Source organism: uncultured Ruminococcus sp., from assembly GCF_937915125.1.
In the GTDB taxonomy this organism is placed as follows: domain Bacteria; phylum Bacillota; class Clostridia; order Oscillospirales; family Ruminococcaceae; genus Ruminococcus_C.
In genome coordinates this window covers 1-26,730 of record NZ_CALDMP010000042.1, presented here as the reverse complement: position 1 = coordinate 26,730, position 26,730 = coordinate 1, and the positions used below count along the sequence as shown (strand labels likewise).

The 26,730-nt window shown below is 49.6% G+C and carries 29 protein-coding genes; 9 read left to right on the top strand and 20 right to left on the bottom strand.

Annotated elements, in window-relative coordinates; genetic code table 11:
* Positions 1-29: 29 nt before the first annotated feature.
* The 14 genes from tig to Q0418_RS04525 form a co-directional block, all read right to left on the bottom strand.
* On the bottom strand, positions 30-1,364 hold the full coding sequence (tig, locus tag Q0418_RS04590) for a trigger factor (RefSeq protein WP_298482681.1): 1,335 nt from the start codon (positions 1,362-1,364) through the stop codon (positions 30-32).
* A gap of 131 nt (positions 1,365-1,495) precedes the next feature.
* Positions 1,496-2,185 carry a metallophosphoesterase gene (locus Q0418_RS04585; RefSeq protein ID WP_298482679.1) on the bottom strand — a complete coding sequence of 230 codons (690 nt, stop codon included), beginning with the start codon at positions 2,183-2,185 and terminating at the stop codon, positions 1,496-1,498.
* An 11-nt stretch (positions 2,186-2,196) separates the two neighbouring features.
* Positions 2,197-3,696 carry a threonine synthase gene (gene thrC / locus Q0418_RS04580; RefSeq protein ID WP_298482677.1) on the bottom strand — a complete coding sequence of 500 codons (1,500 nt, stop codon included), beginning with the start codon at positions 3,694-3,696 and terminating at the stop codon, positions 2,197-2,199.
* A 32-nt stretch (positions 3,697-3,728) separates the two neighbouring features.
* On the bottom strand, positions 3,729-4,106 hold the full coding sequence (locus Q0418_RS04575; RefSeq protein ID WP_298482675.1) for a YraN family protein: 378 nt from the start codon (positions 4,104-4,106) through the stop codon (positions 3,729-3,731).
* A complete protein-coding gene (gene rnhB, locus Q0418_RS04570; RefSeq protein WP_298482673.1) occupies positions 4,093-4,728 on the bottom strand; it encodes a ribonuclease HII in 636 nt (211 codons plus the stop codon). Before rnhB ends, Q0418_RS04575 begins: the two co-directional genes overlap by 14 nt.
* Before the next feature lie 2 nt (positions 4,729-4,730).
* Positions 4,731-5,615, bottom strand: a complete 885-nt coding sequence (gene ylqF / locus Q0418_RS04565; protein WP_298482671.1) for a ribosome biogenesis GTPase YlqF — start codon at positions 5,613-5,615, stop codon at positions 4,731-4,733.
* A gap of 46 nt (positions 5,616-5,661) precedes the next feature.
* Complete coding sequence (gene lepB / locus Q0418_RS04560; RefSeq protein ID WP_298482669.1) at positions 5,662-6,312, bottom strand: signal peptidase I; 651 nt, start codon at positions 6,310-6,312, stop codon at positions 5,662-5,664.
* Between the two features lie 195 nt (positions 6,313-6,507).
* Entirely contained in the window at positions 6,508-6,852 is a 345-nt protein-coding gene (gene rplS / locus Q0418_RS04555; protein WP_298482667.1) for a 50S ribosomal protein L19, read from the bottom strand.
* A gap of 250 nt (positions 6,853-7,102) precedes the next feature.
* The gene (locus tag Q0418_RS04550) at positions 7,103-7,759 is read right to left on the bottom strand and encodes a TIGR03936 family radical SAM-associated protein (protein ID WP_298482665.1); all 657 of its coding nucleotides are present in this window, start codon (positions 7,757-7,759) and stop codon (positions 7,103-7,105) included.
* Positions 7,752-9,605 carry a TIGR03960 family B12-binding radical SAM protein gene (locus tag Q0418_RS04545; RefSeq protein WP_298482663.1) on the bottom strand — a complete coding sequence of 618 codons (1,854 nt, stop codon included), beginning with the start codon at positions 9,603-9,605 and terminating at the stop codon, positions 7,752-7,754. The genes Q0418_RS04550 and Q0418_RS04545 overlap by 8 nt, the downstream gene beginning before the upstream one ends.
* A 260-nt stretch (positions 9,606-9,865) precedes the next feature.
* Positions 9,866-10,528 (bottom strand): sigma-70 family RNA polymerase sigma factor, encoded by a 663-nt coding sequence (locus Q0418_RS04540; RefSeq protein ID WP_298482661.1) that lies wholly within the window; start codon positions 10,526-10,528, stop codon positions 9,866-9,868.
* Positions 10,513-10,959: an anti-sigma F factor gene (gene spoIIAB / locus Q0418_RS04535; protein WP_298482659.1), complete on the bottom strand. Its 447-nt coding sequence runs from the start codon at positions 10,957-10,959 to the stop codon at positions 10,513-10,515. The genes Q0418_RS04540 and spoIIAB overlap by 16 nt, the downstream gene beginning before the upstream one ends.
* Positions 10,956-11,291, bottom strand: a complete 336-nt coding sequence (locus tag Q0418_RS04530; RefSeq protein WP_298482657.1) for an anti-sigma factor antagonist — start codon at positions 11,289-11,291, stop codon at positions 10,956-10,958. The genes spoIIAB and Q0418_RS04530 overlap by 4 nt, the downstream gene beginning before the upstream one ends.
* Before the next feature lie 183 nt (positions 11,292-11,474).
* Complete coding sequence (locus tag Q0418_RS04525) at positions 11,475-12,299, bottom strand: sigma-70 family RNA polymerase sigma factor (protein ID WP_298482656.1); 825 nt, start codon at positions 12,297-12,299, stop codon at positions 11,475-11,477.
* A gap of 267 nt (positions 12,300-12,566) precedes the next feature.
* On the opposite strand from Q0418_RS04525, the gene Q0418_RS04520 reads away from it, so the two are divergent.
* Positions 12,567-12,803, top strand: coding sequence for a hypothetical protein (locus Q0418_RS04520; protein ID WP_298482654.1), 237 nt, complete (start codon positions 12,567-12,569; stop codon positions 12,801-12,803).
* On the top strand, positions 12,794-13,327 hold the full coding sequence (locus tag Q0418_RS04515) for a CarD family transcriptional regulator (RefSeq protein WP_298482652.1): 534 nt from the start codon (positions 12,794-12,796) through the stop codon (positions 13,325-13,327). Before Q0418_RS04520 ends, Q0418_RS04515 begins: the two co-directional genes overlap by 10 nt.
* A gap of 64 nt (positions 13,328-13,391) precedes the next feature.
* Here the strand turns inward: Q0418_RS04515 and coaBC are convergent, their stop codons facing one another.
* Genes coaBC through panB form a run of 4 tightly spaced genes read right to left on the bottom strand, consistent with a single transcriptional unit; the run spans position 13,392 to position 16,683 of the window.
* Positions 13,392-14,591: a bifunctional phosphopantothenoylcysteine decarboxylase/phosphopantothenate--cysteine ligase CoaBC gene (gene coaBC, locus Q0418_RS04510; RefSeq protein WP_298482650.1), complete on the bottom strand. Its 1,200-nt coding sequence runs from the start codon at positions 14,589-14,591 to the stop codon at positions 13,392-13,394.
* 9 nt (positions 14,592-14,600) lie between these two features.
* Positions 14,601-14,984, bottom strand: a complete 384-nt coding sequence (panD, locus tag Q0418_RS04505; protein ID WP_298482648.1) for an aspartate 1-decarboxylase — start codon at positions 14,982-14,984, stop codon at positions 14,601-14,603.
* The gene (panC, locus tag Q0418_RS04500) at positions 14,981-15,841 is read right to left on the bottom strand and encodes a pantoate--beta-alanine ligase (protein WP_298482646.1); all 861 of its coding nucleotides are present in this window, start codon (positions 15,839-15,841) and stop codon (positions 14,981-14,983) included. The genes panD and panC overlap by 4 nt, the downstream gene beginning before the upstream one ends.
* A 2-nt stretch (positions 15,842-15,843) precedes the next feature.
* A complete protein-coding gene (gene panB / locus Q0418_RS04495; RefSeq protein ID WP_298482644.1) occupies positions 15,844-16,683 on the bottom strand; it encodes a 3-methyl-2-oxobutanoate hydroxymethyltransferase in 840 nt (279 codons plus the stop codon).
* Between the two features lie 408 nt (positions 16,684-17,091).
* Here panB and Q0418_RS04490 point away from each other — a divergent pair, with 408 nt between their 5' ends.
* From Q0418_RS04490 to Q0418_RS04460, 7 genes are all read left to right on the top strand, one after another.
* The gene (locus tag Q0418_RS04490; protein WP_298482642.1) at positions 17,092-19,263 is read left to right on the top strand and encodes a C39 family peptidase; all 2,172 of its coding nucleotides are present in this window, start codon (positions 17,092-17,094) and stop codon (positions 19,261-19,263) included.
* Between the two features lie 13 nt (positions 19,264-19,276).
* The gene (locus Q0418_RS04485; RefSeq protein ID WP_298482641.1) at positions 19,277-20,005 is read left to right on the top strand and encodes a histidine phosphatase family protein; all 729 of its coding nucleotides are present in this window, start codon (positions 19,277-19,279) and stop codon (positions 20,003-20,005) included.
* Between the two features lie 113 nt (positions 20,006-20,118).
* Positions 20,119-20,526, top strand: a complete 408-nt coding sequence (locus Q0418_RS04480; protein ID WP_298482639.1) for a zinc ribbon domain-containing protein — start codon at positions 20,119-20,121, stop codon at positions 20,524-20,526.
* Positions 20,527-20,789: 263 nt separating this feature from the next.
* Positions 20,790-21,167, top strand: coding sequence for a GntR family transcriptional regulator (locus Q0418_RS04475; protein WP_298482638.1), 378 nt, complete (start codon positions 20,790-20,792; stop codon positions 21,165-21,167).
* Positions 21,161-21,877 carry an ABC transporter ATP-binding protein gene (locus Q0418_RS04470; protein ID WP_298482637.1) on the top strand — a complete coding sequence of 239 codons (717 nt, stop codon included), beginning with the start codon at positions 21,161-21,163 and terminating at the stop codon, positions 21,875-21,877. Before Q0418_RS04475 ends, Q0418_RS04470 begins: the two co-directional genes overlap by 7 nt.
* 23 nt (positions 21,878-21,900) lie before the next feature.
* On the top strand, positions 21,901-22,734 hold the full coding sequence (locus tag Q0418_RS04465) for a hypothetical protein (RefSeq protein WP_298482635.1): 834 nt from the start codon (positions 21,901-21,903) through the stop codon (positions 22,732-22,734).
* A gap of 10 nt (positions 22,735-22,744) precedes the next feature.
* Positions 22,745-22,960, top strand: coding sequence for a hypothetical protein (locus Q0418_RS04460; protein ID WP_298482633.1), 216 nt, complete (start codon positions 22,745-22,747; stop codon positions 22,958-22,960).
* A 120-nt stretch (positions 22,961-23,080) separates the two neighbouring features.
* Here the strand turns inward: Q0418_RS04460 and Q0418_RS04455 are convergent, their stop codons facing one another.
* The gene (locus Q0418_RS04455) at positions 23,081-24,697 is read right to left on the bottom strand and encodes a dockerin type I repeat-containing protein (protein ID WP_298482631.1); all 1,617 of its coding nucleotides are present in this window, start codon (positions 24,695-24,697) and stop codon (positions 23,081-23,083) included.
* 21 nt (positions 24,698-24,718) lie between these two features.
* Entirely contained in the window at positions 24,719-26,536 is a 1,818-nt protein-coding gene (locus Q0418_RS04450) for an O-antigen ligase family protein (protein ID WP_298482629.1), read from the bottom strand.
* Positions 26,537-26,730 lie beyond the last annotated feature (194 nt).

Sequence of the window (26,730 nt, the reverse complement as noted above, 5' to 3'; positions counted from 1 at the left end):
GTATCAAACGGCATCATTTACTTCATTCGTTATTCTGCAGAAACAGCCTCTTCTGCCGGAGCCTCTTCTGTCTCTTCCGGTGCGTCTGTCGGAACAGCAGCTTCCTTGACCAGATCCATTGCCTTGGTAGCCAGCATGTCGCCGCGCAGTTCTTCTACATAAATGCGCTTCTTGACATCTTCCGGTGTCAAGCCGTTTTCTTCAGCCAGTCTTACAACCTCAGCCTCCAGATCTTCATCGGAAACTTCCAGTTTTTCCAGTGCAGCAATCTTTTCCAGTGCGAGACGCAGCTTCACTTCGTTCTCTGCACGATCCAGATATGTTGCCTTCAGGGAATCCTGATCCATGCCTGTATACTGGAGATACAGATCCAGAGAAACGCCCTGTGCCTTCAGCTGATTTGCAAACTGATTCATCAGTGCGTCTGCACGATGCTCAAACATGCAGTGCGGAATCGGATCCTCAACCTTTTCAATGAGCTTCATGATAACAGCATTCTCAAATGCATTGTCAGCTGCATTCTCTGCGCTCTCTTCCAGCTTCTTGCGGACATCAGCCTTCAGCTCATCTACTGTGTCAAACTCAGAAGTATCCTTGACGAATTCGTCATCCAGTTCCGGCAGTTCTTCACGAGAAATGCTGTTGATGCTGCACTTGAAGACAGCCTCCTTGCCGGCATAATCTTCCATCTGGTAATTTTCCGGGAATGTGACAGTCACATCGAAATCTTCGCCGATGTTGTGACCTGCAACCTGTTCCTCAAAGCCCGGGATGAACTGACCGCTACCCAGCTTCAGCTGATAATTTTCGCCCTTACCGCCTTCGAAAGCCTCATCACCGAAGAAGCCCTCAAAGTTGAAGTTTACTTCATCACCCATTTCAGCAGCACGATCATCGACAGAAACCACACGTGCATTGCGCTGACGCATTGCTTCGATCTGCTGATCCACATCTTCGTCAGTTACTTCCTTGACAACCTTCGGTGCCTCGATGCCCTTATAGTCAACCAGATTGATCTCCGGCTTGGTCACGCAGATCACCTTCAGGGAAACGCCCTCTTCCTTGCTAATAGAAGTCACTTCTACCTTGGGGGTATCCACAATTTCCAGCTCAGCATCTACGATCAGAGCCGGAAGTTCTACGTTCAGCAGAGCGTTGATGGCATCCTCGTAGAATACGTTTTCGCCATAGGTTCTCTCGCACATTTTTCGCGGCACCTTGCCCTTGCGGAAGCCCGGCATAGAGATGTTCTTCTTCTGACGCTGATATGCAGCCTCTACTGCGTTTTCAAAGCTTTCTGCATCAATTTCCACAACCAGTTCGGTCATGTTTACATCGGTTTTTGCTGATGATTTCAAATTCATAGTTGATGTCCTCCAATTATTGCATTTCCTGTACAGCGTGCACAGGAATTTATTTCATGCACACTGCTTTATTATAGCATATTCGTGCAGGTTTGACCAGAGTATTTTTGCACTTCTCTATTTTGACCAAATCACATTACCAATTCCGGTACAAATTGTAGATAATCACTAGAAATTAAGTGCATTTCCGTCTCTTCATAGCGTCCCTGGAACGCATTATAATGTCCCTTGCCATGTACATGGCCATAGTAGCACTGCTTGATCTGATACTGGTGCAGCACCTCTAAAATATCATAATTCATAGACGAACCATAGATGGGTGGATAGTGGAGAAAGACGATTGGTTCCAGCCCGGCATTGACAGCTGACTGAATGGAAACCTGAAGCCGCTGCACTTCGCGTGCCAGGATCTTCGCATCTGCCGCCTCGCCTTGCATACTCACCCAGCCGCGGGTACCGCAAATGCCGTACTGCCCGAAGGCGTAGTGGTTATTGTGAAGGATGTGCAGCGTATCGAAGCCGAGGAATGTGAAAAAGTCCTCCATTTTCTTCAGGGAAGTCCACCAGTAATCATGATTGCCTTTCAAAAGGATCTTTTTTCCCGGCAGTTTCTGCACAAAAGCAAAATCCGCTTCCGCCTGCTGCAAATTCATGCCCCAGGAAAAGTCTCCGGCAAGTACTACAGTATCTTCTTCGGTGATCTTATCCCGCCAGCTTTGTTCCAACAGTGTCTGATAATCCTTCCAACCGCCAAAAATGTCCATAGGCTTTTCCGGCACGCCGAAGGAAAGATGCAGATCGCCAATGGTAAATAACCGCATGGTCACCTCGTTCAGGACAGGTGCAGCTCGCTGAGTACGAACTGCTGCATCTCCGACTTGTCGATGCTGCCTGTGAAACGGCGGGGCTTTGTTTTCAGCGCTGCCAGCGACTGGGGAATTTCCAGAGAAGAAGCCTCGTGGAGTAGTTCCACCATATCGTATTCGTCAGTGCTGTCGGCAGGCATTTTGCCCAGTGCATCCAGCACACTTGCACTGAACTTGAAGGGGCTTGCCGTGGATGCGATCAAAGTCTTTGTGGTATCGCCGGTCTCCTTCTGATAGTCCTGATATACCTTTACAGCTACTGCGGTATGGGTATCACAGGTGTAACCGTACTTCTGATAGATGTCATGGATGGTTGCCTTTGTTGCATCATCATCGCAGAATCCGCCGTAGAACAGGTCGGACAGCTTTGCCTTTACTGCATCCGAAACCTCGTACTTACCGGTTTCAGCCAGTGCAGTGAACCACTGCCGGATTTGTGCATCATCCTCACCTGTCAGCAGGTAGAGCAGACGCTCCAGATTGCTGGAAATGAGGATATCCATGGACGGCGAAGTGGTTGCATAAAACTGGCGGTTGCGGTCATAGACACCGGTACGAATAAAGTCTGTGAGAACCTTGTTGATGTTCGAAGCGCAGATCAGCTTCCCGAGAGGCACACCCATCATCTTTGCATAATAAGCAGCCAGAATGTTGCCGAAGTTTCCTGTAGGAACAACGACATTCAAGGGATCGCCATAGGCAATCTCGCCGGATTCTGCCAGGGAAACATAGGAAGAAACATAGTACACGATTTGCGGCACCAGCCGTCCCCAATTAATGGAATTGGCGCTGGAGAATGTCATACCGCCCTTTTCCAGAGCATTCAGTATATCATGATCGGTGAAAATTTTCTTGACACCACTCTGGCAGTCGTCGAAATTGCCCTTTACAGCACAGACAGTCACATTTTCGCCTTCCTGAGTCACCATCTGGCGCTTTTGCATATCGCTAACGCCTTCCTCCGGGTAGAACACCATGATCTCTGTTCCCGGCACATCCTTGAAGCCCTCCAGGGCTGCCTTTCCGGTATCGCCGGAGGTTGCCACGAGAATGACAACTTTCTTATCCATATGGAGCTTCTTGACCGCAGTAGTCAGGAAGTACGGCAGGATCTGCAATGCCATGTCTTTGAAAGCGCAGGTCGGACCATGCCACAGTTCCAGCATGTATGTTCCCTCGAACAGATGGGCAATTTCTGCAATGTTTGCCGTCTCAAACGCCTTTGTGGTATAAGCGCTCTCGGTGCAGTAGCGAAGCTCAGCCTCTGTGAAATCTGTCAGATACTTGGAAAACACATATGCTGCACGCTGTGCATACGTCATAGGAGCGAGCGACTTCAGCTCGTCCATGGAAAGCGCCGGAATGGATTCCGGTACAAACAGACCGCCTTCTTCTGAAATTCCCTTTGCAATTGCAGCCGCGCTCTCTACACGGATGCTGCTGTCTCTGGTGCTCTTGTAAAACACTGTTACCACCCTTTTCCCGGCAGAAATCCTGCCTAAAATATAAAATCACTGCCCGTCGTATCGAACGCATTTTCCAGATAATCCACCGAAAGAATCCGCTTTCCCTGCATTACAACGCAGGCAATATCGAACCTTGGCTGTAACTGCGTGGGGTGCGCTGCACACCAGACAGCGGCAGTCTGGATAAGACGAGCCTGTTTTTTCTCCGTCACTGCATCATAGCCGGATGAGAGACTCCCCGGCTTCCGGGTCTTTACCTCCACAAAAGCGAGGTATTCCCCGTTTTCTGCAATAATATCAATTTCGCCGCCACGAATGCAGAAGTTCTGCTGCACCACCACATACCCATGGGTACGCAGCCAGTCGCAGACTGCCGCTTCACCCCGGCGGCCGATCTCAGTTGTTTTCATATAACTTTCTCAAAAAGCTGGGACGATGCGCTGGGCAAGGACCGTACTGCAAGATTGCCTCACAGTGTGCCTTTGTGCCATATCCCTTATGCTTTGCGAAGCCATACTGGGGATACTGGGCATCCAGATCTCGCAGCATCCTGTCCCTGGAAACTTTTGCCAGAATGGATGCCGCTGCAATTGACGCAGAAGTCGCATCACCCTTGACCACCGTCTCCGCCGGCACATTCAGTTCTGGCAGGCGGTTTCCGTCGACCAGTACCAGCTCCGGCATAGCGGACAATCCAGCGACAGCACGCTGCATGGCAAGCATGGTTGCACCGAGAATATTCCGTTCTTCGATTTCCTCCACTGTTGCAAATGCCACGCAATAAGCCAGGCACGCACCTGTCACTGAATCGAAGAGAGATTCCCGCTTTTTTTCAGTCATCTTTTTGCTGTCATTGAGTCCCGGAATTAGCGGTTTCTCAGGGTCAAGAATTACTGCCGCCGCATAGACATCTCCGGCAAGAGGTCCTCTGCCGGCTTCATCCACACCGCACAGCAGCAGTCCACCAGCTGATTTTTCTGCATCCCAGGCATATAATTCCTCTGTTGTCTTTTTTGGCGCAGGTTTTGTCATACTCACGCCTCCTGTTCCGGCAGCTCCAGGGTAATTCGACCCAGCTTGCCGCTTCGGAATTCATCCAGAAGTGTGATAGCTGCCCGTTCCGTATTGACTTCGCCGCCGGAAATGAGCATGCCACGTTTTCTGCCCAGCTGCTCCAGCATTGCAAAACCGTCCGATGCGATCTCGTCCAGTTCTGTCATGCGGTAACGCTGTTCCAATGCCTTCGGATAGGATGCCGCCAGCTTTTGCAGCAGCAGACCGGCAAGAGCTTCCAGATCCATAATGTCGTCATTGATTGCACCAGTAAAAGCAAGCTTCTGCGCCACGCTCTGGTCATCGAATTTCGGCCAGAGCACACCAGGCATGTCCAGCAATTCCATGTTGCTGCCGATCTTCACCCATTGTTTGGTACGGGTGACGCCAGGACGATCCTCCACCTTTGCACGTTTTGATTGTGCCATGCGATTGATAAAGGAGGACTTCCCCACATTGGGAATTCCTACCACCATCAGGCGGATGGGTGCGCCAACCATACCCTGGGCTTCCCGTTTTGCAAGAAGATCCTTCAGCAGTTGTTCCCGGACAGCAGGTGCAAATCCGGACACACCTTTTCCGCTGCGGCAGTCCATACTCAGCGCCACGTAACCTTGTTTCCGGTACGCAGCAATCCAGCGTGAAGTTGCCGCCGCATCTGCCATATCCGCCTTATTAAGCAACAACAAACGAGGCTTTGAGCCAACCATCCGATCCATTTCTGGATTACGGCTGCTCTGGGGAATCCGGGCATCCAGGATCTCCACCACGGCATCCACAAGGGACAGATTTGCTGCAATCATGCGCCTTGTTTTTGTCATATGTCCCGGAAACCACTGAATATTCCGCATGACTTCTTCTGCCATAATTTCCTCCGATTTTCAGTTGTCTGGAATCATTTCAAAAAGCGGTTCATTCCATATTATCGTAGATCCCGCCGAAATGCTCCGGAGAGATCCGGAATACTGCCTTGCCGAGAATTGCATCTCTGGGGACAAAACCCACATATTTCGATCGACTGTCCGTCGAATTGTTGCGGTTATCACCCATGACAAAATAGTATCCCTCTGGAACAGTGACCGGATAGGAATCAAAACCGTCCTCCGGTGCCATTGTCAGATCCTTAATGTATGGTTCATCGAGCACCTCACCGTCCACCGTTACAGTTCCGGTATAAAAATCAATATCCACTTTCTGACCGCCAGTTGCAATGACACGCTTAATGAGACGTTTTTCCTGAGGCAGACCATTGCCTTCTACCAGTGTACCATTTTCATCAAACAGATAGGAATGAGAATTATCTACTATGACAATATCCCCGTATTCCGGCGTATAGAAAAAATCCGACATTAGAAGGCGATCGCCATTCTGAAGGGTATTGTTCATGGAATCACCTTCAACTGTCACTGGACGAATCACATAGGCAAACAACATGATCACAACAAAAACCGAAACAAACACGGTTTCAAAGACTTCCGCCAGATCACTCAGAAATGAACTTTTTTTCGGTTCCTGTTTCTGTGCCTGTTCCAGTTCCTGATTATCCATCGACTGTTGTTCCATATTATCACTCTCCATTCCTTGGTCCTTATGTTCATTGGTAATCCGCCGATAATAAAAAAAGGACAATACTGTCCCCTTTTTACTGCCGGCAGGCAGGCGTCATGAAGCAAAAACGACATGCGCACGGATCCCGCCTGTCTTTGCCTTGTGCAATTGCCTTGCAGGGCATGCTGCTTGTGAGATAATACTGCTGCCTTATCGGATCTGTTCCTTAACCTTAGCAGCCTTACCAACTCTGTCACGCAGATAGTACAGCTTTGCTCTGCGAACCTTACCCTTGCGGACGATCTCTACACGGTCAACAACCGGAGAGTGCAGCGGGAAAACACGCTCAATGCCGCAGCCGTGTGCGACACGACGAACAGTAAAGGTCTCGCTGATGCCGCCGTGCTTCTTGGCAATGACTGTGCCCTCGAAAACCTGGATACGGCTCTTGTCGCCTTCCTTGATACGTACGTGTACCTTTACGGTATCACCGATACCGAATTCCGGTACTTCCTGCTTCAGGCTTGCGTCGCTGATCTTCTTCAATGCATCCATTTTAATATCCTCCTAAAATTTGCGGACATTCATAAACGTGTTCCTGCGCTCCCGTTCAGCGTCAGAAGCCGGAACATACGCCAATTCCTTCCCATGGCGAACGTCAGCGGACTGTCCGATTTAATGTCGTACTGCCGAGCCGCCGATTCCCATCGGGCGCCCGACCGGCATTAACCTCACACGAAAAACGTGCGGATTTTCAAATGCTTTTATATCATACCATATTCCGAGAAAAAATGCAAGTGTTTTTTCAAAAAAATTTTGATCTTTCTGCTGTCAGCAGTGCTGTCCGGCAGATTTTAGGCGATTTCACCGTATTTCCCGTGGGATTCTGCCATGCATCCAACAAAAGCATGGGATTGAGATTGGCGGCGCTGCCTGCCGGAAGGCACAATTCCAGCACCAAACAGCCTGTCTCCTCCCGGATATCTGTCACTTCAGTCATAGGCTTCAGGTCGATCTCTTTCATACCCTTTTTTGTCTTTTTCTGTACCAGAATCTCCGGCTGCGCCAGAAACTGTTCCAGATCTGCCCGGATCTGTGCCGGATCATCACAGGGCAGCTCCACGGTGTACAGCGCATGGGTCAGTTCCTTGAATGCAAACCGTGGTGCACCGGCTTCCAGAATCCGAATAACTTTCGGCAGAACCGCATTCAGCCGTTCCATCACTTCGCTGCCGGACACGTCTTCTGTCAGTCCAAGTTCCAGAATCTCCGCTGTACTGGTAAAACCCAGGGGCAGAGTTGCCGCAAAAGAGGTCTGCATATGGGGATGGAATCCGCCGGAATATGCCGCCGGAAGTCCTGCACGGCAGACTGCGCGCTGGAGACAGCGGATCAGATCCAGATGGGAAATATATTTTGCTCTGCCGGTTTTGGCAAAGCGCATCCGTATGGTATTATTCAAAGCAAGCCCTCCCGATCTTCCGATTTACGCCGCAGCCTGCACATTTGGCACGGCAGTGAGGCGTAGTCTGTGATTTGTGCGCCGTCTGGTTCTCCCGGATGAAAAAGGATTTGTCCACCAGATAATCCAGGTGATCCCAGGGAAATACTTCGTCATAGCTGCGTGTCCGGTTGGCATAAAACGCCGGATCAATGCCACAGGCATCAAAGGCACGCTGCCAGTTTTCATAATTGAAATATTCGCTCCAGCTGTCAAATTTACTGCCGTTGCGCCATGCCTGTTCAATGACAGGCGCAAGCCGTCTGTCACCCCGTGCCAGCACTGCCTCCAGCAGACTGATCTCATAGGCATGCCAGCTGACTTTGATTTTTTTCCGGTTCCTGGGCTGAATGGACTCGATGAGATACTGCTGGCGTTCGTTCAGCTGTTCCCGGTCGATCTGCGGTTCGAATTCGAAGGGCGTAAAAGGCTTCGGCACAAATGTTGCAACACTGATGGAAATCTGAATCGACTTCCCCTTGGGACGTTCAGGTGTCTCATAAAACAAGGCGATCATGCGCTCTGCAAGCTGTGCGATGCCGGCAATGTCATCCTTGTCTTCAGTCGGCAGTCCCATCATAAAGTAGAGCTTCACATTGGTAAAGCCGCCGGAAAAGGCAATCTGTGCGGTACGCATCAGTTCTTCCTCAGTGACATTTTTATTGATGACATCACGCAGCCGCTGGGTACCAGCTTCGGGCGCAAAGGTCAGACTGCTTTTGCGGACGCCCTGAATACGATCCATCAGTTCCTTGGAAAAGTTATCCACACGCAGAGACGGCAGCGTCAGGTTAATGCGATGGGATTCCAGATAGGGCAGCAGTCCGTTCAGCGTTTCTTCCAGGTGGCTGTGATCGCTGGTGCTCAGGGAAGAAAGGGAGATTTCCTGATACCCGGTGGAATCGCAGAGATCACGGCACTGGCGCTGGATAGTTTCCGGAGATTTTTCCCGGAAAGGACGATACAGAAAGCCTGCCTGACAGAACCGGCAGCCACGGATACAGCCACGGAGCACCTCCTCCACCGCACGGTCATGTACCGTTTCCACAAAGGGCACCACAAATGTCTCCGGGTAAAATACCTTGTCCATATCGTCCACAATCCGCTTCTGTACGGTTGTCGGTGCATCGTCTTTGGACGATACCGTACAAACAGTACCGTCCTCGTGATAGGTGACATCATACAGCGATGGCACATAAATACCGGGAATCTGTGCCGCAGCACGCAGAAATTCCGAACGGGAAGCACCGGCCTGTTTCATGCTATGATACAGATCCATCATTTCCAGATTGACCTCTTCCCCCTCGCCCAGAATGAACAGGTCGAAGAAATCTGCCAGAGGTTCTGGATTGCACACGCAGGGGCCGCCGGCAAAAATAATGGGCGAAAGGCTCTCGCCCCGGTCTTTTGCGTACAGCGGGATTCCGGCAAGGTCCAGCATATTCAAAATGTTGGTATATGACAGCTCATATTGCAGCGTAAAGCCTACCATATCAAAGGTATTAATGGCATCAAGGCTTTCCAGTGCGTACAGCGGAATATCATGTTCCCGCATAAGGGCTTCAAAATCGGCACATGGCGCAAAAACACGCTCGCACCAGTAATTCTCCCGGATATTGATGAGACTGTACAGGATCTTCATGCCCAGATGGGACATACCGATCTCATAGGTGTCGGGAAAGCAAAAGGCAAAGCGGACATCGATTTTGTCCCGTTCCTTTACAATGCTCCCCACCTCGCCGCCGATATACTGTGCCGGCTTCTGCACCTGCATCAGCAGGGGTTCAATTTTGGATAATACGTTCATAAGGTATTTTGTCCTCTTTCTTTTAATTAGGAATGAGGAGTAAGGAATGACGGTGTTCACTTCGCTCACAAAATTATATTTTCAATTTATCGCCGCAGGCAATACCATCATTCCTAATTCCTAACTCCTCATTCCTCATTTCAAATTAAAAAATCTCCGGCGCTTCATTCGCCTTACAATAATATGCTTTATCATTATACATGATTTTCTGATAAATTGCAAGTGTACATAAAAAATGGGAGCAAAACGCTCCCACATCTCTATTCCAGTGATTGCCGCAGCTGTGCCAGCAGCTTTTTCTCCCGCCGAGAGACCTGCACCTGAGACATGCCTAGCACTGCCGCCGTCTTGCTCTGGGTCATCTCCCGATAATAACGCAGTTCCAGAAGCATCCGGTCTTTTGGTTCCAGCGCCGCCATAGACTGCCGCAGGGACAGCAGATCTCCGATCTGCCGATCCGGCGCCTCAACAGGAATATCAAACTGGCTGTCCTCGTCGTCCTCATCGCTACGTGTCAGAGAAAGCGGTGCCTGTGTCACGCAAAGGGCTTCGGCGCATTCCTCTATGGTATCACCGCTGGCTTCACTCAGTTCAGAGACCGTAGGCGATCTGCCGTTCTGCTGCTCGAACTGTTCCTGTAATCGCTGCAGCTTCATGGCACGTTCCCGGAGACTCCGGCTGATATGCACCACGCCGCCGTCACGGAACAGCCGCTTAATTTCCCCCAGTATCACCGGAACAGCGTAAGTGGAAAACTGTACCCCGCGGCTGCTGTCGAAGGCTTTGACTGCTTTCAGAAGTCCCACACACCCAGCGGAATATAGCTCGTCATATTCGATACCCCGGTTCCGGAACCGATTGGCGCAGAGATGCACCAGTCCCAGATGATCCTCTGCACGAGGTGCCGTCACTTCACCCGGCATGGCGGTTCTCCCAGCTTTTTGCGCATGGTCACTGTGGTACCCTGTCCCGGCTTGCTCTTCACCTGGAGCTTGTCCATAAAGCTTTCCATAACAGCAAATCCCAGCCCGGCACGTTCTTCCTCTGGTGCCGTAGTGAAAAGGGGTTGCATTGCCTGTTCCACATCAGGAATGCCGCAGCCACGGTCTTTGATGCGCAGATATATTTCTCGGTTTTCCAGCAATTTCATATGTAACTCCACGTCACCGCTGCCGTTCCGGTAGCCGTGTACAATGGCATTTGTAACAGCTTCAGAAACGGCAGTGCGGATGTCCGCAAGTTCCTCTACTGTAGGATCCAACTGCACCAGAAATGCCGAAACAACGGCACGAGCGGTGCGCTCATTTTCCGAGATACCCGGGAATATGAATTTGACTGCATTGATGATTTTCATACGTCCTGCCTCCCTTCCGGTGCGTCCATCTGGATGTGTGCGATCCGTTCCATGCCTGAGATACGCATGACACGCCGGATATGCGCCGGCGGATTCCGGATAATCACTTCGCCGCCGATCTCCTCCATACAGCGGTGCCGTCCCATAATGAGACCGATCCCGGAGCTGTCCATAAATGTCACCCCGGCAAAGTCCAGCACCAGTACTTCCGGCTGGCACTGTTCGATCTTTTCGTCAATTTCCCCACGCATGGGTCGTGCACAATGGTGGTCGATTTCGCCGCTTAATATGGCGATCAGCGTTTTTTCCTGCGTTTGCAGTACAACAGCCATAACTTTTTTTCATCCTTTCTGCTCAGAGAACTCTATTGCTATTGTACGACATTTCAAAAAGCTTTTCTGTCAAACGGCGGCGATTGCCGGAAAAAGTATCGCAAAACCCGACAAATAAGGCAATACCGCACAAAGATTGTACGTCAGATGCTCTTTGTGCGGTGTTGCCATAAGTGTACCGCATCATTTATTCCCGTTTCCGCTCCATGCACGCATTTTTTTAATGGCACGCTGTTCCAGCTGGCGAACACGTTCTTTTGTCACCTGGAGCCGTTCGCCCACCTGCACCAGAGTCAGCTCCGGATAGCCGTCCAGCCCATAGCGCATGGCAATCACATCCCGTTCCCTGCCGGAAAGCTGCGCCAGGCACTGCTCCAGAAGGATACGACTGCTGACGATCTCATCCGGCGTCTGTTCCTCCGGGTCTGCAAGCATCTCCTGCCGTTCCGTTTCTCCGTCCAATGTCAGCGTCTCATTGAGACTGCGCATGGTAGAAAGGGGTTCCACCTTGCAGAGATATTCTCTGACTTCCTCTTCTGTCACGCCATGTCCCTCTGGCTCTTCTTCTGTTACCCGCTGAGCCAATGCCTGATAATTGACCATGGTAAAGGGTTCCCGATAGATGGACAGTTTGTGCATACGGTCGTGGAGATGCACCGGGATACGGATGGTCGTTCCGCCGTTCATGATCTCACGCTGTACCGCCTGACGCACGTGGAGCCATGCATATGTGGCGAACTGATTTCCTGTTTCCACACGGAACATGTTCGCTGCACGAAGCAGTCCGATCTGTCCGGCTGCCCAAAGATCCTCCAGTTCCAGGGACAGATAGGCATAGCGCCGCCGTTCACGCCATGCCACGGTATGGATCATGCCTTCATTCTGCAATAAAAGAAGCTCCTTTGCCCTTGCTTCACCCTGTTGGATCCGCACGCACAGATTCTCGTTGCTGTCTATATTGACATTTGTTGTTTTCCTGTATCCTGTGATGCATGTTTGTTCTTCCATATTGTAAAAGTTCCTCCTTTGACGATTTTCGATCTGGTACGTCTTATTATAGCAGTTTAGTTTTTCAGAACTAGAACAACTGGAATATTTTTCAAAACATAAATCTGAACATTGTTCTATCAAGTTGCACAGTTTTTGCACGAGCGCATTTGTGGAAAATACCCCTGGCATTTACGCGAAAAATATGATATAATATAACATAATATGATGTAGGAATCAAATCATATGGAACGCACTGCGTTCTGTTGGCAGGAGGTCATAATGCAAATGTCACAACAAACGCCGGATGAAGCAGCCACGGAGTGTATCTGGCTGGCAGAGGGATCGGTCTGCGAACTGATGAAATCTTGCCGATGCTGTGGAACAGACTGTTCCTTCCGGCGAACGCCTGCACAGGATCGCAGAGCGGCGGCAGTCTGGCAGTCACACATGGCATCTCTGCCTGAGGAACAACAGCGCAGGATCGCAAAAAAATACTACGGAGGAAATATGCCATGGAAATGACACACAGTATAGCAAACGAAAAATTTCAGCCCAATGAATATGTTTCCTACGGCAGCTCCGGCGTGTGCCAGGTTGTCGCCCTTGAAAACCGTTCCTTTGACGGAGAACACGAAGAAGCTTACTACAAGCTGCGTCCCATGGACGGTTCTCACTCTACATATTATGTGCCTGTGGAACGTGCACCAGAACGGCTGCGACGCCTTCTGACAAAGGATCAGATCTACAGCCTTATTGACGAAATGGCAAAGGGAACCGAACAGGAATGGTGCAGTGACAGCCGGGAACGCCGGGGCATCTTTCAGTCCATTCTCCACAGCGATGATTACCGGGAAATGATTCAGATGATGCGCACCCTGCATCAGCAGCAGGAACGCAAACGCAGTACCGGTCACAAACTGGCTGCAGCAGACGAAGCGGCAATGCACGCTGCGGAATCCCGGATGTATCAGGAATTTGGCATTGTCCTGGACATCAAACCGGATCAGGTGCACAGCTTTATTGTCAACCGTCTGAAATCTGTATAAAACCACATGAAAAAAACGGACAGCTTCGGGGAAATCCCTTGAAACTGTCCGTTTTCGTATTATATCAGGCATTGTGCCAGAAGTCTCGGATCACATCTAAGATGGCATCTCCTACGGCTTCTTTCGACAGCAGGGGCAATTCCCGTTCGCTGTCCTTTTGAATCAGTGTCACCACATTAGTGTCTGTCCCGAAACCGGCACCGGATACCTTGAGATTGTTGGCGCAGATCATATCGAGATGCTTTCGTTTCAGCTTTTCTCTGGAATTCTCCAGCATATTCTGGGTCTCCATAGAAAAGCCGCAGAGGAATTGCCCATCCCGTTTATGCTCGCCCAGATAAGCCAGAATATCCTGCGTCCTTGTCAGAGGAATCTGCATTTCCCCATCATGTTTTTTCTGCTTTTCCGATGCAATTTCCGCCGGGCGATAATCTGCAACCGCTGCGGATTTAATAATCGCATCCTGATCCGGCGCACGGGAAGTCACTGCGTCAAACATTTCCGCTGCCGAAGTCACAGGCACGACCTCCACAAAAGGCGGCGGCGCCAGCGAAGTCGGCCCCGTCACAAGGGTCACTTCTGCACCGCGCAGCATAGCACGCCGTGCAATGGCATAGCCCATTTTTCCGGTGGAATGGTTTGTCAGATACCGCACCGGATCCAGTGCCTCCTGGGTCGGTCCTGCCGTCACCAGAAGCTTTTTCCCTTTCAGATCCTTTTCACAGGCGATCTCCCGGAGAATATAGTCCAGCAGTACTTCTGGTTCCGGCATTTTTCCGGCACCCACATCCCGACAGGCAAGCATCCCCACTGCCGGTTCGATCACCGTATACCCGAATCGGCGCAGCTTGTCCAGATTGTCCTGGACAATGGGATTTTCGTACATATGGGTATTCATCGCCGGCGAAATCAGCACCGGCGCAGTACATGCCATTACCGTCGTGGTCAGCATATCATCTGCAATGCCGTTTGCAATCTTGCCGATGACATTAGCCGAAGCAGGCGCAATCAGCATGATATCCGCACGCTGCGCCAGACTCACATGCGCCACATGAAACTGGAAATTCCGGTCAAAAGTATCCACCAGACACTTGTTTCCCGTCAGTGTCTCGAAGGTAATGGGCGTGATAAAATGAGTGGCGTTCTGGGTCATAATGACGTGCACATCCGCATGAAGCTTCACCAGACTGCTTGCCAGCGTGGCGATCTTATAGGCGGCAATACTGCCCGTCACGCCGAGAATCACGGTTTTTCCCTGCAGCATCTGCTCACCTCACGCCAGTTCGCCGTGCTTCTCGTAATGGGAGATCTGCCGCACGGCATTGTTGTCATCCACCAGCACCACACGGGGCTGCATCTGCGCTGCCTCTTCGGGGGTTACTTGTGCATATGCCATGAGGATCACCTTGTCCCCGGTCTGCGCCTGACGTGCAGCCGCACCGTTGAGACAAATGACACCGCTGCCCCGTTCTCCGGCAATGGTATAGGTCATAAAGCGGTTGCCGTTGGCAATATTGACCACCTGCACCGCTTCATACTCCAGAATCCCGGCGGCATCCAGCAGGTCTGCATCTACGGTAATACTGCCCACATAATTCAGCTCTGCCTGGGTCACTGTGGCACGATGAATTTTCCCTTTGAGCATCGTGATGGTCACTGCACAGCACCTCCTGCCTGCATCATAAAGTTATCAATGAGTCGGGTCTTGCCGATATACACAGCCATTGCCGCCAGAAAAGGACGATCAAGTGTTTCGATCTGTTGCATGGTCATGAGGTCAACCACTTTCACATAATCAATTTTCGCCAGTGGCTCGGCTTCGATGATCTCTGTCATTTTCTGTACCAGCTTTTTCGCATCCGTCTCGCCCTGTTCCGCCAGTTCTTTTCCGACAAATATACTCCGGCTGAGTACCAATGCCGCCTTGCGTTCCTCCGGACTGAGGTAGGTATTGCGGGAGCTTTTGGCAAGTCCGTCTGCCTCCCGGACAATGGGACAGCCCACGATCTCAATATCCATATTCAGATCCAGCACCATGCGACGGATCACTGCCAGCTGTTGTGCATCCTTTTCGCCGAAATAGGCACGATCCGGCTGGACAATATGGAACAGCTTGGAAACCACTGTGCAGACACCCCGGAAATGTACCGGACGACTCAGTCCGCACAGTTCCTTTGTGAGCACATCCATATCCACAAAGCTGCAAAAGCCCTTAGGATACATTTCCTCCGGCGTGGGGTGAAAGATCAGATCTGCCCCTGTGCTTTCGCAAAGTGCCGCATCATGTTGTAAATCTCTGGGATAGCTGGCAAGATCTTCGTTAGGACCGAACTGAGTGGGATTCACAAACACGCTGACGACAACACGGTCATTTTCCTGACAGGCACGAGCGATAAGACTCTGGTGTCCCTCGTGAAGATAGCCCATAGTAGGCACCAGTCCTACGGTCAGCCCTTCCTTGCGCCATGCTTTTACCTGGTTCCGTACTTCTGCAACGGTTTCTACTATATTCATGATCATTCAACCTCCTGTTCCAACTGTGCCATCACTTCATCTGAAATCGAAAAGGTATGTTCCTGCGACGGGAAATTGCCCTTTTGCAGTTCTTCCTGATACAGTGCAAATGCATCCCGCATCACAGTACCCACATCGGCGAATTTCCGGACGAATTTCGGGCAATAGTCCGAAAACATCCCCAGCATATCCTGATATACCAGCACCTGTCCGTCACAGCCTGCCCCTGCACCGATACCAATAGTAGGAATGGACAGTTTTCTGGAGACCAGCTCTGCCAGCTTTGCCGGAACGCATTCCAGCACTACGGCAAAAGCGCCGGCTTCTTCCACGGCTTTTGCATCGGAAAGAAGCTTACGTGCTGCATCCAGGGATTTTCCCTGAACCTTGAAGCCGCCCAGAGTATTGACGGACTGGGGTGTCATGCCCAGATGGGCAACCACGGGGATCGAAGCGTTCACGATGGCACGGATCTGTTCGCAGACCACTTCGCCGCCTTCCAGCTTCACCGCACCGGCTCTGCCCTCTTTCATGAGCCGACCGGCGTTGACCACGGCATCGTAGACCGAGGTCTGGTATGACAAAAACGGCATATCCGCAACAACGAGGGCATTTTTTGTTCCTCTTGCAACTGCTGCTGTATGGTGGATCATATCCTCCATAGTGACGGAAATGGTATCCTCATAGCCGAGGATCACATTGCCCAAAGAATCTCCCACCAACAGCATATCCAGTCCGGCGGCATCCATCAGTTTTGCTGTGGAATAGTCATAGCAGGTGAGCATTGCGATCTTTTCTCCCTGCTGTTTCTTTGCCTGAAGCGTCTGTACCGTTTGTTTCATATTCAATTCCTCCTGTACAGCTGCCGGTATGACAGCTGCGCAAAAAATAGTACAATTTCCACTGGGGGAATACTGTCCTCTAGTATCATACCAAAAAGAAAAGGGATTGTCAAGACATATGTTTGTTTTTCAATTTGTAATGAGGAATTTAGGAATGCTGATGTTCGCTTCGTAAAAGTATTGAAACCTCAAATTTGAATTCGAAAGTTCCTTATTTCAAAAAAACACACGTTTTCTCGTAAATTTTAGGCAAAAACACGAAAATTCCACAGCCGTTGACAAACCATTTTCTTTTGCGTATAATGATAAGTGGGGTAAAAGCAGTGCCGCATTCTATTTTGCAGCGCTGCGGATCAAAAAGCGGCTGCACACACCATGATGCACGCCGTAGAAAGGACATCTTATAATATGCAGCATTTATGGAAATCTCTCACTGGTGCTGGCACCATTGCCGCAGCAGTGGTCAGCTTTGCACTAATGACGACGCCGGCTTCCGCAGAAGAAGTGTCCGTCCCGGTTGCCACAAATACACCTGTTGCAACAGATACGCCGGTGGCTACTGAAACGCCCGTCGCCACAGGAACACCTGTAGCCACAGACACAACTGAGCCGGAACCAGGCGAAGCCGGCTGGCATTATACCGAAAAAGGCGCTATCCGCTATTACGATGAAACAGGAACACCGTATACTGGTTATCAGGAAATTGATGGGATACCTTATCTGTTTTCTTCCGACGGCGTTCTGAAAACCGGATGGCAGACTGTAAACGGAAAACGATATTACTACGATCCGGCAACTGGTACGCCACAGTTCGGCTGGTTTTCCTGGCATGGCGGCAGATATTATATCCAGAAAGACAGCGGCAAAGCAGTCGGTTGGATTACGCTGGAGGAAAATGGCACAGCATCCCGGTATTATTTCGATACGGACGGTGTGCTCCAGACCGGTTTTTTCCGCACAGATGCCTCCGGCGGTCTGTATTATGCCGATGAAACCGGTGCGGCGATGGTCGGGGGTGTACATGAAATCGATGGTATCCCCTACTGGTTTTACGATGACGGCATAATACATACCGGCTGGCAGACCATCAACGGACAGCGGCTCTATTTTCACCCGATCACCGGAAAAGCGGAGTACGGCTGGGTCATCTGGCATGATCAGTATTATTATGTATCACCGGAAACAGGAAAATACACCGGCTTACAGCAAATTGACGGTGAATATTATCCTTTTTCGGAGACATCCGGCGCTGTTGATTCCGGTTTTTGCACACTGCCCGATGAAACCGTCCGCTATTATTACCATGATGGCAGCTATCAGAAAGGCTGGCTCTCTCTGAAAGGCGTATCCTACTACTTCTCCGAAGCTGGAGCCATGCAGACCGGATGGCAATCCATCGGCGGAAATATCTATTACCTGGGAACAGACGGCGCAATGGCTGTGGGATTTACGGAAATTGAGGATGAAACCTATTATTTTGATCCTTCCGGTGCACAGCAGTTCGGCTTACAGAAAATCGACCGGAAATGGTATTATCTTGATACGGATACCGGGATTATGCACTATGGCTGGATCAACCTGAATAACAATACATATTATTTCCAGGAGGACGGTTCAGCCAGAACAGGATGGATGGATCTGAGCGGAAAACGTTACTATTTCGGTGCGGATGGACTGCTAAACACTGGCTGGCAGACCATTGGCGGAAAGCGTTACTGTTTCCGCAGTGATGGCTCTATGGTAACCGGATGGCAAACTGCTGCAGACGGAAACCGCTATTATTTCAATGATGATGGCGTTATGGCAACGGGATGGCAGAATATCGGTGGAAACACATATTATTTCCGTGACAATGGGACAGACACCCGCGGCATTGTCTCTATCGGAAGCTATAAATATTACTTTGATCCAGAAAGCGGCGTTCTTCTGCGCAGTCAGACAAAAAACGGCATAACTACCAACGCTGACGGTGCAGTGACAAAGGTCGTTCTGTCTACGCCCTATCTGAGCCAAAGCGGATTCCCTACGGGATGCGAAAGCGCCAGCGCAGTCATGCTTTTGCGTGATGCTGGCTATTCTATCAGCATCGGCACGTTCATTGATACGGCGTTGGATATCGGCTATCTCTACTACGAAGGCGGCATTTTATACGGTCCCGATCCCAACAAGGCATTCATTGGTGATCCCCGTTCTTCCCATGGATACGGCTGTTATGCACCTGTTATTACCAATGCGCTGAACCGTGTTCTCACCGGCGGAGATGTTGCGAAAAATATCACTGGTACATCTATGTCCAGGCTCTTGACGGATTATATTGACAACGGCACACCGGTTGCTATTTGGGCGACCATCAACATGATGGTGCCGGACAATGGAACACAGTGGATCGTACCGGAAACCGGCGGGCTTTTCACCTGGAAACGTCATGAGCATTGCCTGGTACTGGTGGGCTATGACAATAACTATTATTACATGAACGACCCATATAATAGCAATGGTCTGAAAGCCTATTCTCGTGCTGTGGTCGATGCACGCTATGCAGCTATGGGTTATCAGGCAGTGGTTATCGAACAGAACTAAGGAGATGCACTCTATGAAGATCCTGTTTATCCGGCACGGCGACCCCGATTATGACATAGATTCTCTGACTGAAAAAGGCTGGCGTGAGGCAAAGCTTCTCGCAGAACGCATTTCCCGGCTGGATGTAAAAGCGTTCTATGTCTCTCCGCTGGGACGGGCAAAGGATACAGCTTCGCTGACCCTGAAAGCAATGGGACGGAATGCTGAGGAATTGCCCTGGCTCCGGGAATTCCATGCGCCCATTCCGGATTTTCACACGGGGGAGCTGCGCATTCCATGGGATCAGCTGCCGGCAGACTGGACTACAGAGCCGAAATATTACGACAAAACACGCTGGGCAGAAACGCTCCCCATGTTGCAGGGGCATGTTATAGAAGAGGCAAAGCGTGTCTGGGACGGAGTGGACAGTATTCTGGAGCGGCACGGCTATGTGCGCAAAGGGAATTATTATGAAGCTGTCTCCCCAAACGAGGATACCATAGTCTTTTTCTGTCATTTCGGCGTCACCTGCATCATGCTGTCTCATCTGCTGGGCGTTTCACCCATGATTCTCTGGCACGGATGCTGTGCAGCGCCCACTTCAGTCACTTCACTCATTTCTGAGGAACGCCGGGAGGGCGTGGCACTATTCCGGATGAATGCATTCGGAGATACGGCGCACCTTTATGCTAACGGTGAAGAACCAGCGTTTGCTGCACGATTTTGTGAGACCTTTGGGAATACAGAACAACGGCATGATTGAGGAGAACAGATTGGCATTTTCAGCATTTCTCGCGTAAATTTTTCAAAAAAACTTGAAATTTGACAAATTCTATGTTATAATAGTCATATTATGATACATAGGAGGATGTTATTATGTCTACAACATGCAGTCACTGCGGCGCAGTGAATGACGACAACACCCAGTTTTGCAGCCAATGTGGTGCGCAGCTTCAGCAGCCGGCACCCCAGCCGCAGCAGACACCGCCGCCTCAACCCCAGACTTATTATCAGGCACCGCCCGTGCAGCAGACCACGATTTATCAGCAGGGCGAAAAGCCTGTTTCTATTCTGGGTTGGATCGGCTATTTCCTGCTGTTCTCCATTCCCGTGGTGAACATTATCGCTCTCATTGCGATTCTGTGCTCATCTCAGAATAAGACGCTGAAAAACTGGATTCTCGCACAGATTATTATGGTTGTAATTGCCGTGATTATCTGCATTCTGATTTTTGTTGTTGCCGGTGTTTCTCTGGGTGAAGCGTACAGCCACTATTCATACTAATCCGCAAAACAAAATCGACAAAATTGCAGTATAACCACAACGCCAAGAATATTGAATGACCGCCTTTTCCATTACGGAGAAGGCGTTTTTTTATTGTGATTTTGGGCAACACTGCACAAAAATTGTGTGGTATTGCCCTTGGTTCTTTCATGGCAGCAAAAATATTTTTCAAAAACCCCTTGACAAACGGAGAAAAATAGTGTACTATATAGCTAGTGCACTAGCAATCTAAAAATACAATACGCAGGAAAGGAGGAGACGCAATGGATTTTCAGGCAAATTATCCCATTTATCTGCAAATTGCAGAAGATCTGAAGCGACGGATCGTCATCGGCGAACTAAAACCGGGAGATAAACTGCCATCCAATGCGGAACTGGCCATGTCCTATCAGGTCAATCCAAACACCGTACAGCGGATCTACCGCCAGCTGGAAACCGACAGGATCTCCTATGCAAAGCGAGGTATCGGCACCTTTATTGTGGAAGATCCCGGACTGCCGGAACGGCTTCGTCAAGAGATCGGCGAGCGGCTGAGTGCAAATTATATTGCACAAATGAAAACCTATCATTTTTCCAAAGAAGAAATCATTGCACTGCTGGAAACGCAGACACAAGAAAAGAAAGAGGGAGACATATGCTGAAATTTGAACACGTTACAAAAATTTACGGCGGAAAAAAGGCACTGAACGACCTTAGCCTTTCTTTCCTCCCGGGACACGTTTATGCTCTCGTGGGACCGAACGGCAGCGGAAAAAGCACCATGATGAAGGCAGCTGCCGGACTGGTAAAACCCACAACGGGCACTGTCACCTACCGTGACATGCCCATCGGCGTGGAGACAAAAAAGCACATTTCCTACATGTGCACAGAACCATTCTACTACGACTATATGAAGATCCAGGACGTGGGGCAGTTCTATGCGGACTTTTTTGAAGATTTTGACGCGTCGAAATTTGCGACATTGCTGCAATTTATGGAACTGACGCCGGATCTGAAGGTGCGTGCGTTGTCCTCTGGTATGGCAGCAAAGTTGAAAATTGCCGCAACGCTGGCAAGAAATGCTGAGGTTTGTATGCTGGACGAACCGCTGAACGGCATCGACCTCATCGGTCGTGACCAGATCATCCAGAGCATTCTGCGTGCCGCCAATCCGGACGCAACGATTCTCATTTCCAGCCACTTGTTTGACGAGCTGGAGCCGATTGTGGATCATATTGTCATGATGGAAAACGGCAGTCTGGTCATGGAGGGAGAACTGGAGGATATCCGCACGCAGTACGGCAAATCCATTTCTGATCTCTATCGGGAACGTTTTGCATCTCAATATCCGCCGACTGCACCGAAATTTTAACACAATAAAAGGAGACTATGATTATGGGTACGTTATTGAAATATGAATTCCGCCGTTCCAGAATGATCTTTCTGGGAATTGCGGCGATCACGTTCTTTGTTGAAATACTTTATCTGATCGGATGGGGCTTCGATATCAAGCCATTGTTTACCATTGGCTTAATCGGCGGTATTCTCTGTCTATGCCTGGGAACTACCGCAGTGCTCCTGTACGGTGTCATTATGTTCAATGATGACATTTCCAAAAAGCCGGGCTATCTGCTCTTCTCTACACCGCGCAGTGCTGCACAAATCGTGGGTGCAAAGCTGCTCATGACGCTTTTCGCTCTGCTGGGCGTTTCCATTCTGTTTTTCCTGCTGATCGGTCTGGATGTCATTCTGTTTTTGAAAGAATCTGGCATGACCATTGTTTCGCTGATTTCTCTGATTGATTCCAGCGTTACAGAAGCTGGTCTGAAAGATGCCATTTTCAATAGCTATAACATCTTCGGCCTTTGCATGTACATATTCAGCTCTGTCATTTCGTTCCTGTTTAATGTTATCATTGCATATGTGGTCATTGTCATGCTGAAAACCGTTATGGGTCAGCAGAAAGGGCGCACGATCCTGGGCATCATTCTCTGGTTCGTGATTACCAACGCTATCAGTTCTCTTGCCGGATTTATCAGCTTGTGGACCGCACCAGACGGCATGCTGGAAAGTGAAGTTTCATTTTCCTCTGCGCAGATGATTCAAGAATTTCTCCACACCTTCTTCCACCCGGCAATGTACCTTCCCACAATGCTCATTAGCTTGATCTTCGGTGTGGGCGGCTATCTGCTCACCACCTGGATGATCGAGAAAAAGCTGAGTGTATAAGGAGCTTTCCATGGAACAAGAAAAAGACGAACAAGAGGAGATCCAGGACACGGACTCCTCTGAGTCGGAGAAGGAATCCAACTTCCTTGTCGAAGGCATGTGTCTGGGTCTCGGCATCGGCATGGCGCTTAGTTCACTACTCTTTGACAACATGGCAATAGGCATGTGTGTTGAGATGTGCCTGGGCATGGCAATCGGATCTGCCATTCCGAAAAAAACAAAATAAACCAAATCCGCCGGTTCTGTCTGAATTTAACAGAACCGGCGGATTCTTTTTAGTTACCTCTAAAAACCCACTCACCCGTTGACAGATTTGAGGTATTTAGAGGGCTCTTTATATTTTCTGTTATTCCTGACGAAACGGAAGTTCAGTCAGCCTCCGTACCAAAAACTTTTGCAGAACAATAGCATCCGCCCCGTTGACAATGGTGTCCGCATTACAGTCTGCGTTGCGTCTGCCATAATAGTCCAGCTTGACGCTTCCTGTCACGTATTTAAACAGATAGATCAGATCATCCAGTTCAACTTTGTTGTCCTGATTCAAATCACCATACAACAGCGGCACATCACGTTCCAACACTGTAATCTCACAAGGAATCGCTTTACCGCCTACAACAGCGTACACAGTTGTCACACCGGGCTTTTTTCCAAGAAGCCATGAAATGGAGCCTAAGGTATCCTCTACAACAACAGTAGACTGATCTGCTGAGATCCATGCGATCTGATCGTCAGAAGAGGTGTTGAATAGATCCAGCTGAAACAGCTCGTCCACGTATATGGTCTCACTGGAATTGAGAAATACAGGCTGCAACTTTTTCACGGTAGTGGTCTGCGTCTGAACCGTATGATTTGTTGTTTGAACGCTGGAAGAAGCAGTAGACGTCGTCTCAGATGTAACCGTTGTACTTTCGTTGACTGTTGTTGTGGTGGTCTCCGGCAGCGTTGTTGTCACCGGCGGCTCTGTCATGCGAGGCGCATTGTCGTCCACAATAATGGTAAAACCATTTGTGGATGCAGGCATGTGCAGCTTGGATTCCTTTCCGGACAGAAATGTCTTATATGTATCTGTGGGAAAATCCACTGTGTACATGCCGGATGGTGTCCCCTGTTCTATCGTAATATCAAATGTAACAAGGGGGAATTCGTCAGATGAGCTTCCGAAAAAGCTGGTGGGAGAAGAACCGCTGTACATCCACAGGAAATAATCAGCTGTGCCGGGAACGATTTCCCCAACAGGCAGAGACGGATCGTATTCCGGCAGATAGCCGATTGCTGTGTCCATTTCATAGGTGTCCTGCCGCAAATAATCATATTCATAATAGGCAGAACCATCACTGTTATATTTCACATCACACAGACAATCCTTTTTCTTCATCCGGCTCTTGGAATTCTCCGCCACATCGGCTTCTACGTCCTCATAAGATTCGTAATAAGAGAAGGAAAACTGTACCTGATTTTCCCCTGCCTGGTAGATTTCAGCGCCAAAAACAGGGTCATATGCCAACTCCGTTGTTGTAACGCTGATGGGACGGCTCAGTTCCCGGAGTCCATACTTTTTGCTTTCTACGGCATTGAGCAGACAGTACGGAGCATAGCGGGAAAGGAATGTACCGCCGCTGAAGGGAATGGAGCGCTGATCCTGGGTAGCGATCAGATCCAGAATATTGCCAAAAGAAATATGGGATGGATCACTTGTCGCCCAGTTGACTGATGCAATTTCAATATAATCATCTGTACTCCACTGCTCTGATGTAATATAAACACCAACTGTAAGTGTCACGTCTTTTTCAGCTGTGTCCAGCGAAGAAATCGTCACAACATCTTTTCTTGTATCTGGAGTTAAAATAGACATCTCATAGTTGTCTGCTGCCGGGTTTTCTGCATAGACTGCATCCAGCGGAAGAGATACCGCTGTCATAACAGCTGCCAGTACAATTCCCGTTAACTTTGTGATATTCTTCATAAAAACAACCTCTTTTCTCATTCAGAGATCGGTCTTTTTCTCCTGTACGATGCCAGAAGTCATGTCACGAAATCCCATACCCAAAAGGAACCAGAACATGGGGGCATGATATACCAGACTGTCATTGAGCATCGCCGTCAGACAATATGTCAGAACGGAGAAGAACAGACCTGTACGAAAGACATTCCATTCTGACCGTTTTGAAAAGCTTTTGCAGAATCCGCAGACTGCAAACAGAACAAGCATTCCCAATATCATGATCAGGGAAAGGATCCCGGTGTCCTGAGCGATCTGGAGATACCAGCTGTGGGGTTTGTTATACAAAACATAAGTACCAAAAATATTCAGAAGTGCCGGGAGATCTTCCTGATTCAAATAGAAGATGGTGGTGGCTGCACCATGTCCCACCAGCCAGCAGTCTTTTAGTGCAGAGATCGTATTCGCCCAGACAAAGACACGTCCGTTCAGATAGGGATAGCACATTTGAAGTGCTCTGGAATCACTGACCTTGGGCACATCTTTCAGAATGTCACCGCCGATGCTGATCACATGCCAGCCATCCGATTCACGCACAGTCTCCACCGGCGTTGCATAGCCCAACTGAAATTGCAGCCGATCTGTCAGAATCTGTACCTGACAGTGTTCCAATGCTGGTTCAGAAAAACTGCACAAGCCTTCCTCATGCACCTGAGGTTCTACAATTGTCCCATTATAGCGGAAAGTCAGATTGTCTGCGGAAAGGGTCTCTCCTGACGCCTCTGCCGCAAATACAGTATCTGCATTTTCCAGGATAACAGTATTCCCATCCAGGTCAATGGAAAGCAGCTGGAAGGTATCCTCCTGTTCCATGCCGATCATGGTATGCCGCAGCTTTTCTGACAATGTATCACCGCTTCTTGTGCCAATAAATCCGCATCCGCCGGCAATCACCGCAGCAATCGTCACACCGCAAAAGCTGAGTTTTGCTGTACGTTTCCAATTCGTATGAAAAGCCCACACCATCAGCAGAATCAATGTCATGCCGAATCCCAGCAAAATGGCATTCATAACCTTTGTCAGCAGCAACGCTGTGCCAAGGAGTACTGCCGCTGTGATCTGCACCAGCATCCGCTTTGTCGATGCTTCAAAAGAGATCATGGAAACCATCAGCGGCAGCAGCATGGCACAAAACATACCCATATAGTCTGCATTGCCGAAGGTCAGCACAACAGCATCGCCAACGCCCACAGAGCCGCCCAGATTCCCCAGAAGCTGCACCAGATAATTGTTGTAATAACAAATCCCAGTTCGCTCCAGAAGTGCCAGAACGCCAATGACGATGGCAAGACCGGTCAGGCAGTTTTTCACGAACTGCACCACTTCTTCCCGGTCGATCCAGTACCATGCAGCTGCAAAGATCACAGCATAGCCCACCAGGGCAAAATATCCCTCGTACAGCATATAAATGCCAAGCCACGTCTCAGAGCGATGCTCCGACAGAAGCGATGAGAGCAGACCCAGCAACAGATAAAGTCCCAGGAAAAGGAACATCACCACTGTGATCCTCGTCACAGGCAAAGCACGTCTGGGCCGCACGGTCAGCCTTTCAAAACAAAACCAGATGACAGCAGCGACAGCAATCACCAGCAGACCGATTTCCCGGCAATACTGTTCAAAATCACCTATCATTCCTGCGCTGAGATAATACGCATTCCGTACCGCCTCTGAAACCGTAAGTTCCATCCGTCTTGTCAAAAACGGAAGCAAGCAGATACAAAGCACCAGAATTTTTCCAGGAAGTGTCAGCTTCCATGGTGAGACGGACACCTTCACTGGTGTTCTTCCCTGTTTCTTTTCCATACACATACACCTTTCCAATTATCACAGATTGAGTTACATAACTCCAGATAATATTATAATGGAAAGTAACGGAAAAGTCAACTTATTTTTATGGCAATACCGTGCAAAGACACCGTGCTCTTTGTCCGGTGTTATCCTATGGCAACACCGCACAAAGAGCGCCTGACGGCTTTGCACGTCATATGCTTGCATAT

What these genes read in the sequence shown, in the direction of transcription:
- rnhB (WP_298482673.1), bottom strand. Translation starts at nt 4,728, where the DNA reads ATGACAAAACCTGCGCCAAAAAAGACAACAGAGGAATTATATGCCTGG.
- Q0418_RS04455 (WP_298482631.1), bottom strand. Translation starts at nt 24,697, where the DNA reads ATGAAGAATATCACAAAGTTAACGGGAATTGTACTGGCAGCTGTTATG.
- Q0418_RS04585 (WP_298482679.1), bottom strand. Translation starts at nt 2,185, where the DNA reads ATGCGGTTATTTACCATTGGCGATCTGCATCTTTCCTTCGGCGTGCCG.
- Q0418_RS04515 (WP_298482652.1), top strand. Translation starts at nt 12,794, where the DNA reads ATGGAAATGACACACAGTATAGCAAACGAAAAATTTCAGCCCAATGAA.
- lepB (WP_298482669.1), bottom strand. Translation starts at nt 6,312, where the DNA reads ATGGAACAACAGTCGATGGATAATCAGGAACTGGAACAGGCACAGAAA.
- Q0418_RS04520 (WP_298482654.1), top strand. Translation starts at nt 12,567, where the DNA reads ATGTCACAACAAACGCCGGATGAAGCAGCCACGGAGTGTATCTGGCTG.
- ylqF (WP_298482671.1), bottom strand. Translation starts at nt 5,615, where the DNA reads ATGGCAGAAGAAGTCATGCGGAATATTCAGTGGTTTCCGGGACATATG.
- panC (WP_298482646.1), bottom strand. Translation starts at nt 15,841, where the DNA reads ATGAATATAGTAGAAACCGTTGCAGAAGTACGGAACCAGGTAAAAGCA.
- Q0418_RS04465 (WP_298482635.1), top strand. Translation starts at nt 21,901, where the DNA reads ATGGGTACGTTATTGAAATATGAATTCCGCCGTTCCAGAATGATCTTT.
- Q0418_RS04475 (WP_298482638.1), top strand. Translation starts at nt 20,790, where the DNA reads ATGGATTTTCAGGCAAATTATCCCATTTATCTGCAAATTGCAGAAGAT.
- tig (WP_298482681.1), bottom strand. Translation starts at nt 1,364, where the DNA reads ATGAATTTGAAATCATCAGCAAAAACCGATGTAAACATGACCGAACTG.
- Q0418_RS04450 (WP_298482629.1), bottom strand. Translation starts at nt 26,536, where the DNA reads ATGGAAAAGAAACAGGGAAGAACACCAGTGAAGGTGTCCGTCTCACCA.
- panB (WP_298482644.1), bottom strand. Translation starts at nt 16,683, where the DNA reads ATGAAACAAACGGTACAGACGCTTCAGGCAAAGAAACAGCAGGGAGAA.
- rplS (WP_298482667.1), bottom strand. Translation starts at nt 6,852, where the DNA reads ATGGATGCATTGAAGAAGATCAGCGACGCAAGCCTGAAGCAGGAAGTA.
- coaBC (WP_298482650.1), bottom strand. Translation starts at nt 14,591, where the DNA reads ATGCTGCAGGGAAAAACCGTGATTCTCGGCGTGACGGGCAGTATTGCC.
- Q0418_RS04490 (WP_298482642.1), top strand. Translation starts at nt 17,092, where the DNA reads ATGCAGCATTTATGGAAATCTCTCACTGGTGCTGGCACCATTGCCGCA.
- Q0418_RS04470 (WP_298482637.1), top strand. Translation starts at nt 21,161, where the DNA reads ATGCTGAAATTTGAACACGTTACAAAAATTTACGGCGGAAAAAAGGCA.
- Q0418_RS04530 (WP_298482657.1), bottom strand. Translation starts at nt 11,291, where the DNA reads ATGGCTGTTGTACTGCAAACGCAGGAAAAAACGCTGATCGCCATATTA.
- spoIIAB (WP_298482659.1), bottom strand. Translation starts at nt 10,959, where the DNA reads ATGAAAATCATCAATGCAGTCAAATTCATATTCCCGGGTATCTCGGAA.
- Q0418_RS04480 (WP_298482639.1), top strand. Translation starts at nt 20,119, where the DNA reads ATGTCTACAACATGCAGTCACTGCGGCGCAGTGAATGACGACAACACC.
- Q0418_RS04485 (WP_298482641.1), top strand. Translation starts at nt 19,277, where the DNA reads ATGAAGATCCTGTTTATCCGGCACGGCGACCCCGATTATGACATAGAT.
- Q0418_RS04545 (WP_298482663.1), bottom strand. Translation starts at nt 9,605, where the DNA reads ATGAACGTATTATCCAAAATTGAACCCCTGCTGATGCAGGTGCAGAAG.
- Q0418_RS04540 (WP_298482661.1), bottom strand. Translation starts at nt 10,528, where the DNA reads ATGCCGGGTGAAGTGACGGCACCTCGTGCAGAGGATCATCTGGGACTG.
- Q0418_RS04575 (WP_298482675.1), bottom strand. Translation starts at nt 4,106, where the DNA reads ATGAAAACAACTGAGATCGGCCGCCGGGGTGAAGCGGCAGTCTGCGAC.
- Q0418_RS04460 (WP_298482633.1), top strand. Translation starts at nt 22,745, where the DNA reads ATGGAACAAGAAAAAGACGAACAAGAGGAGATCCAGGACACGGACTCC.
- Q0418_RS04525 (WP_298482656.1), bottom strand. Translation starts at nt 12,299, where the DNA reads ATGGAAGAACAAACATGCATCACAGGATACAGGAAAACAACAAATGTC.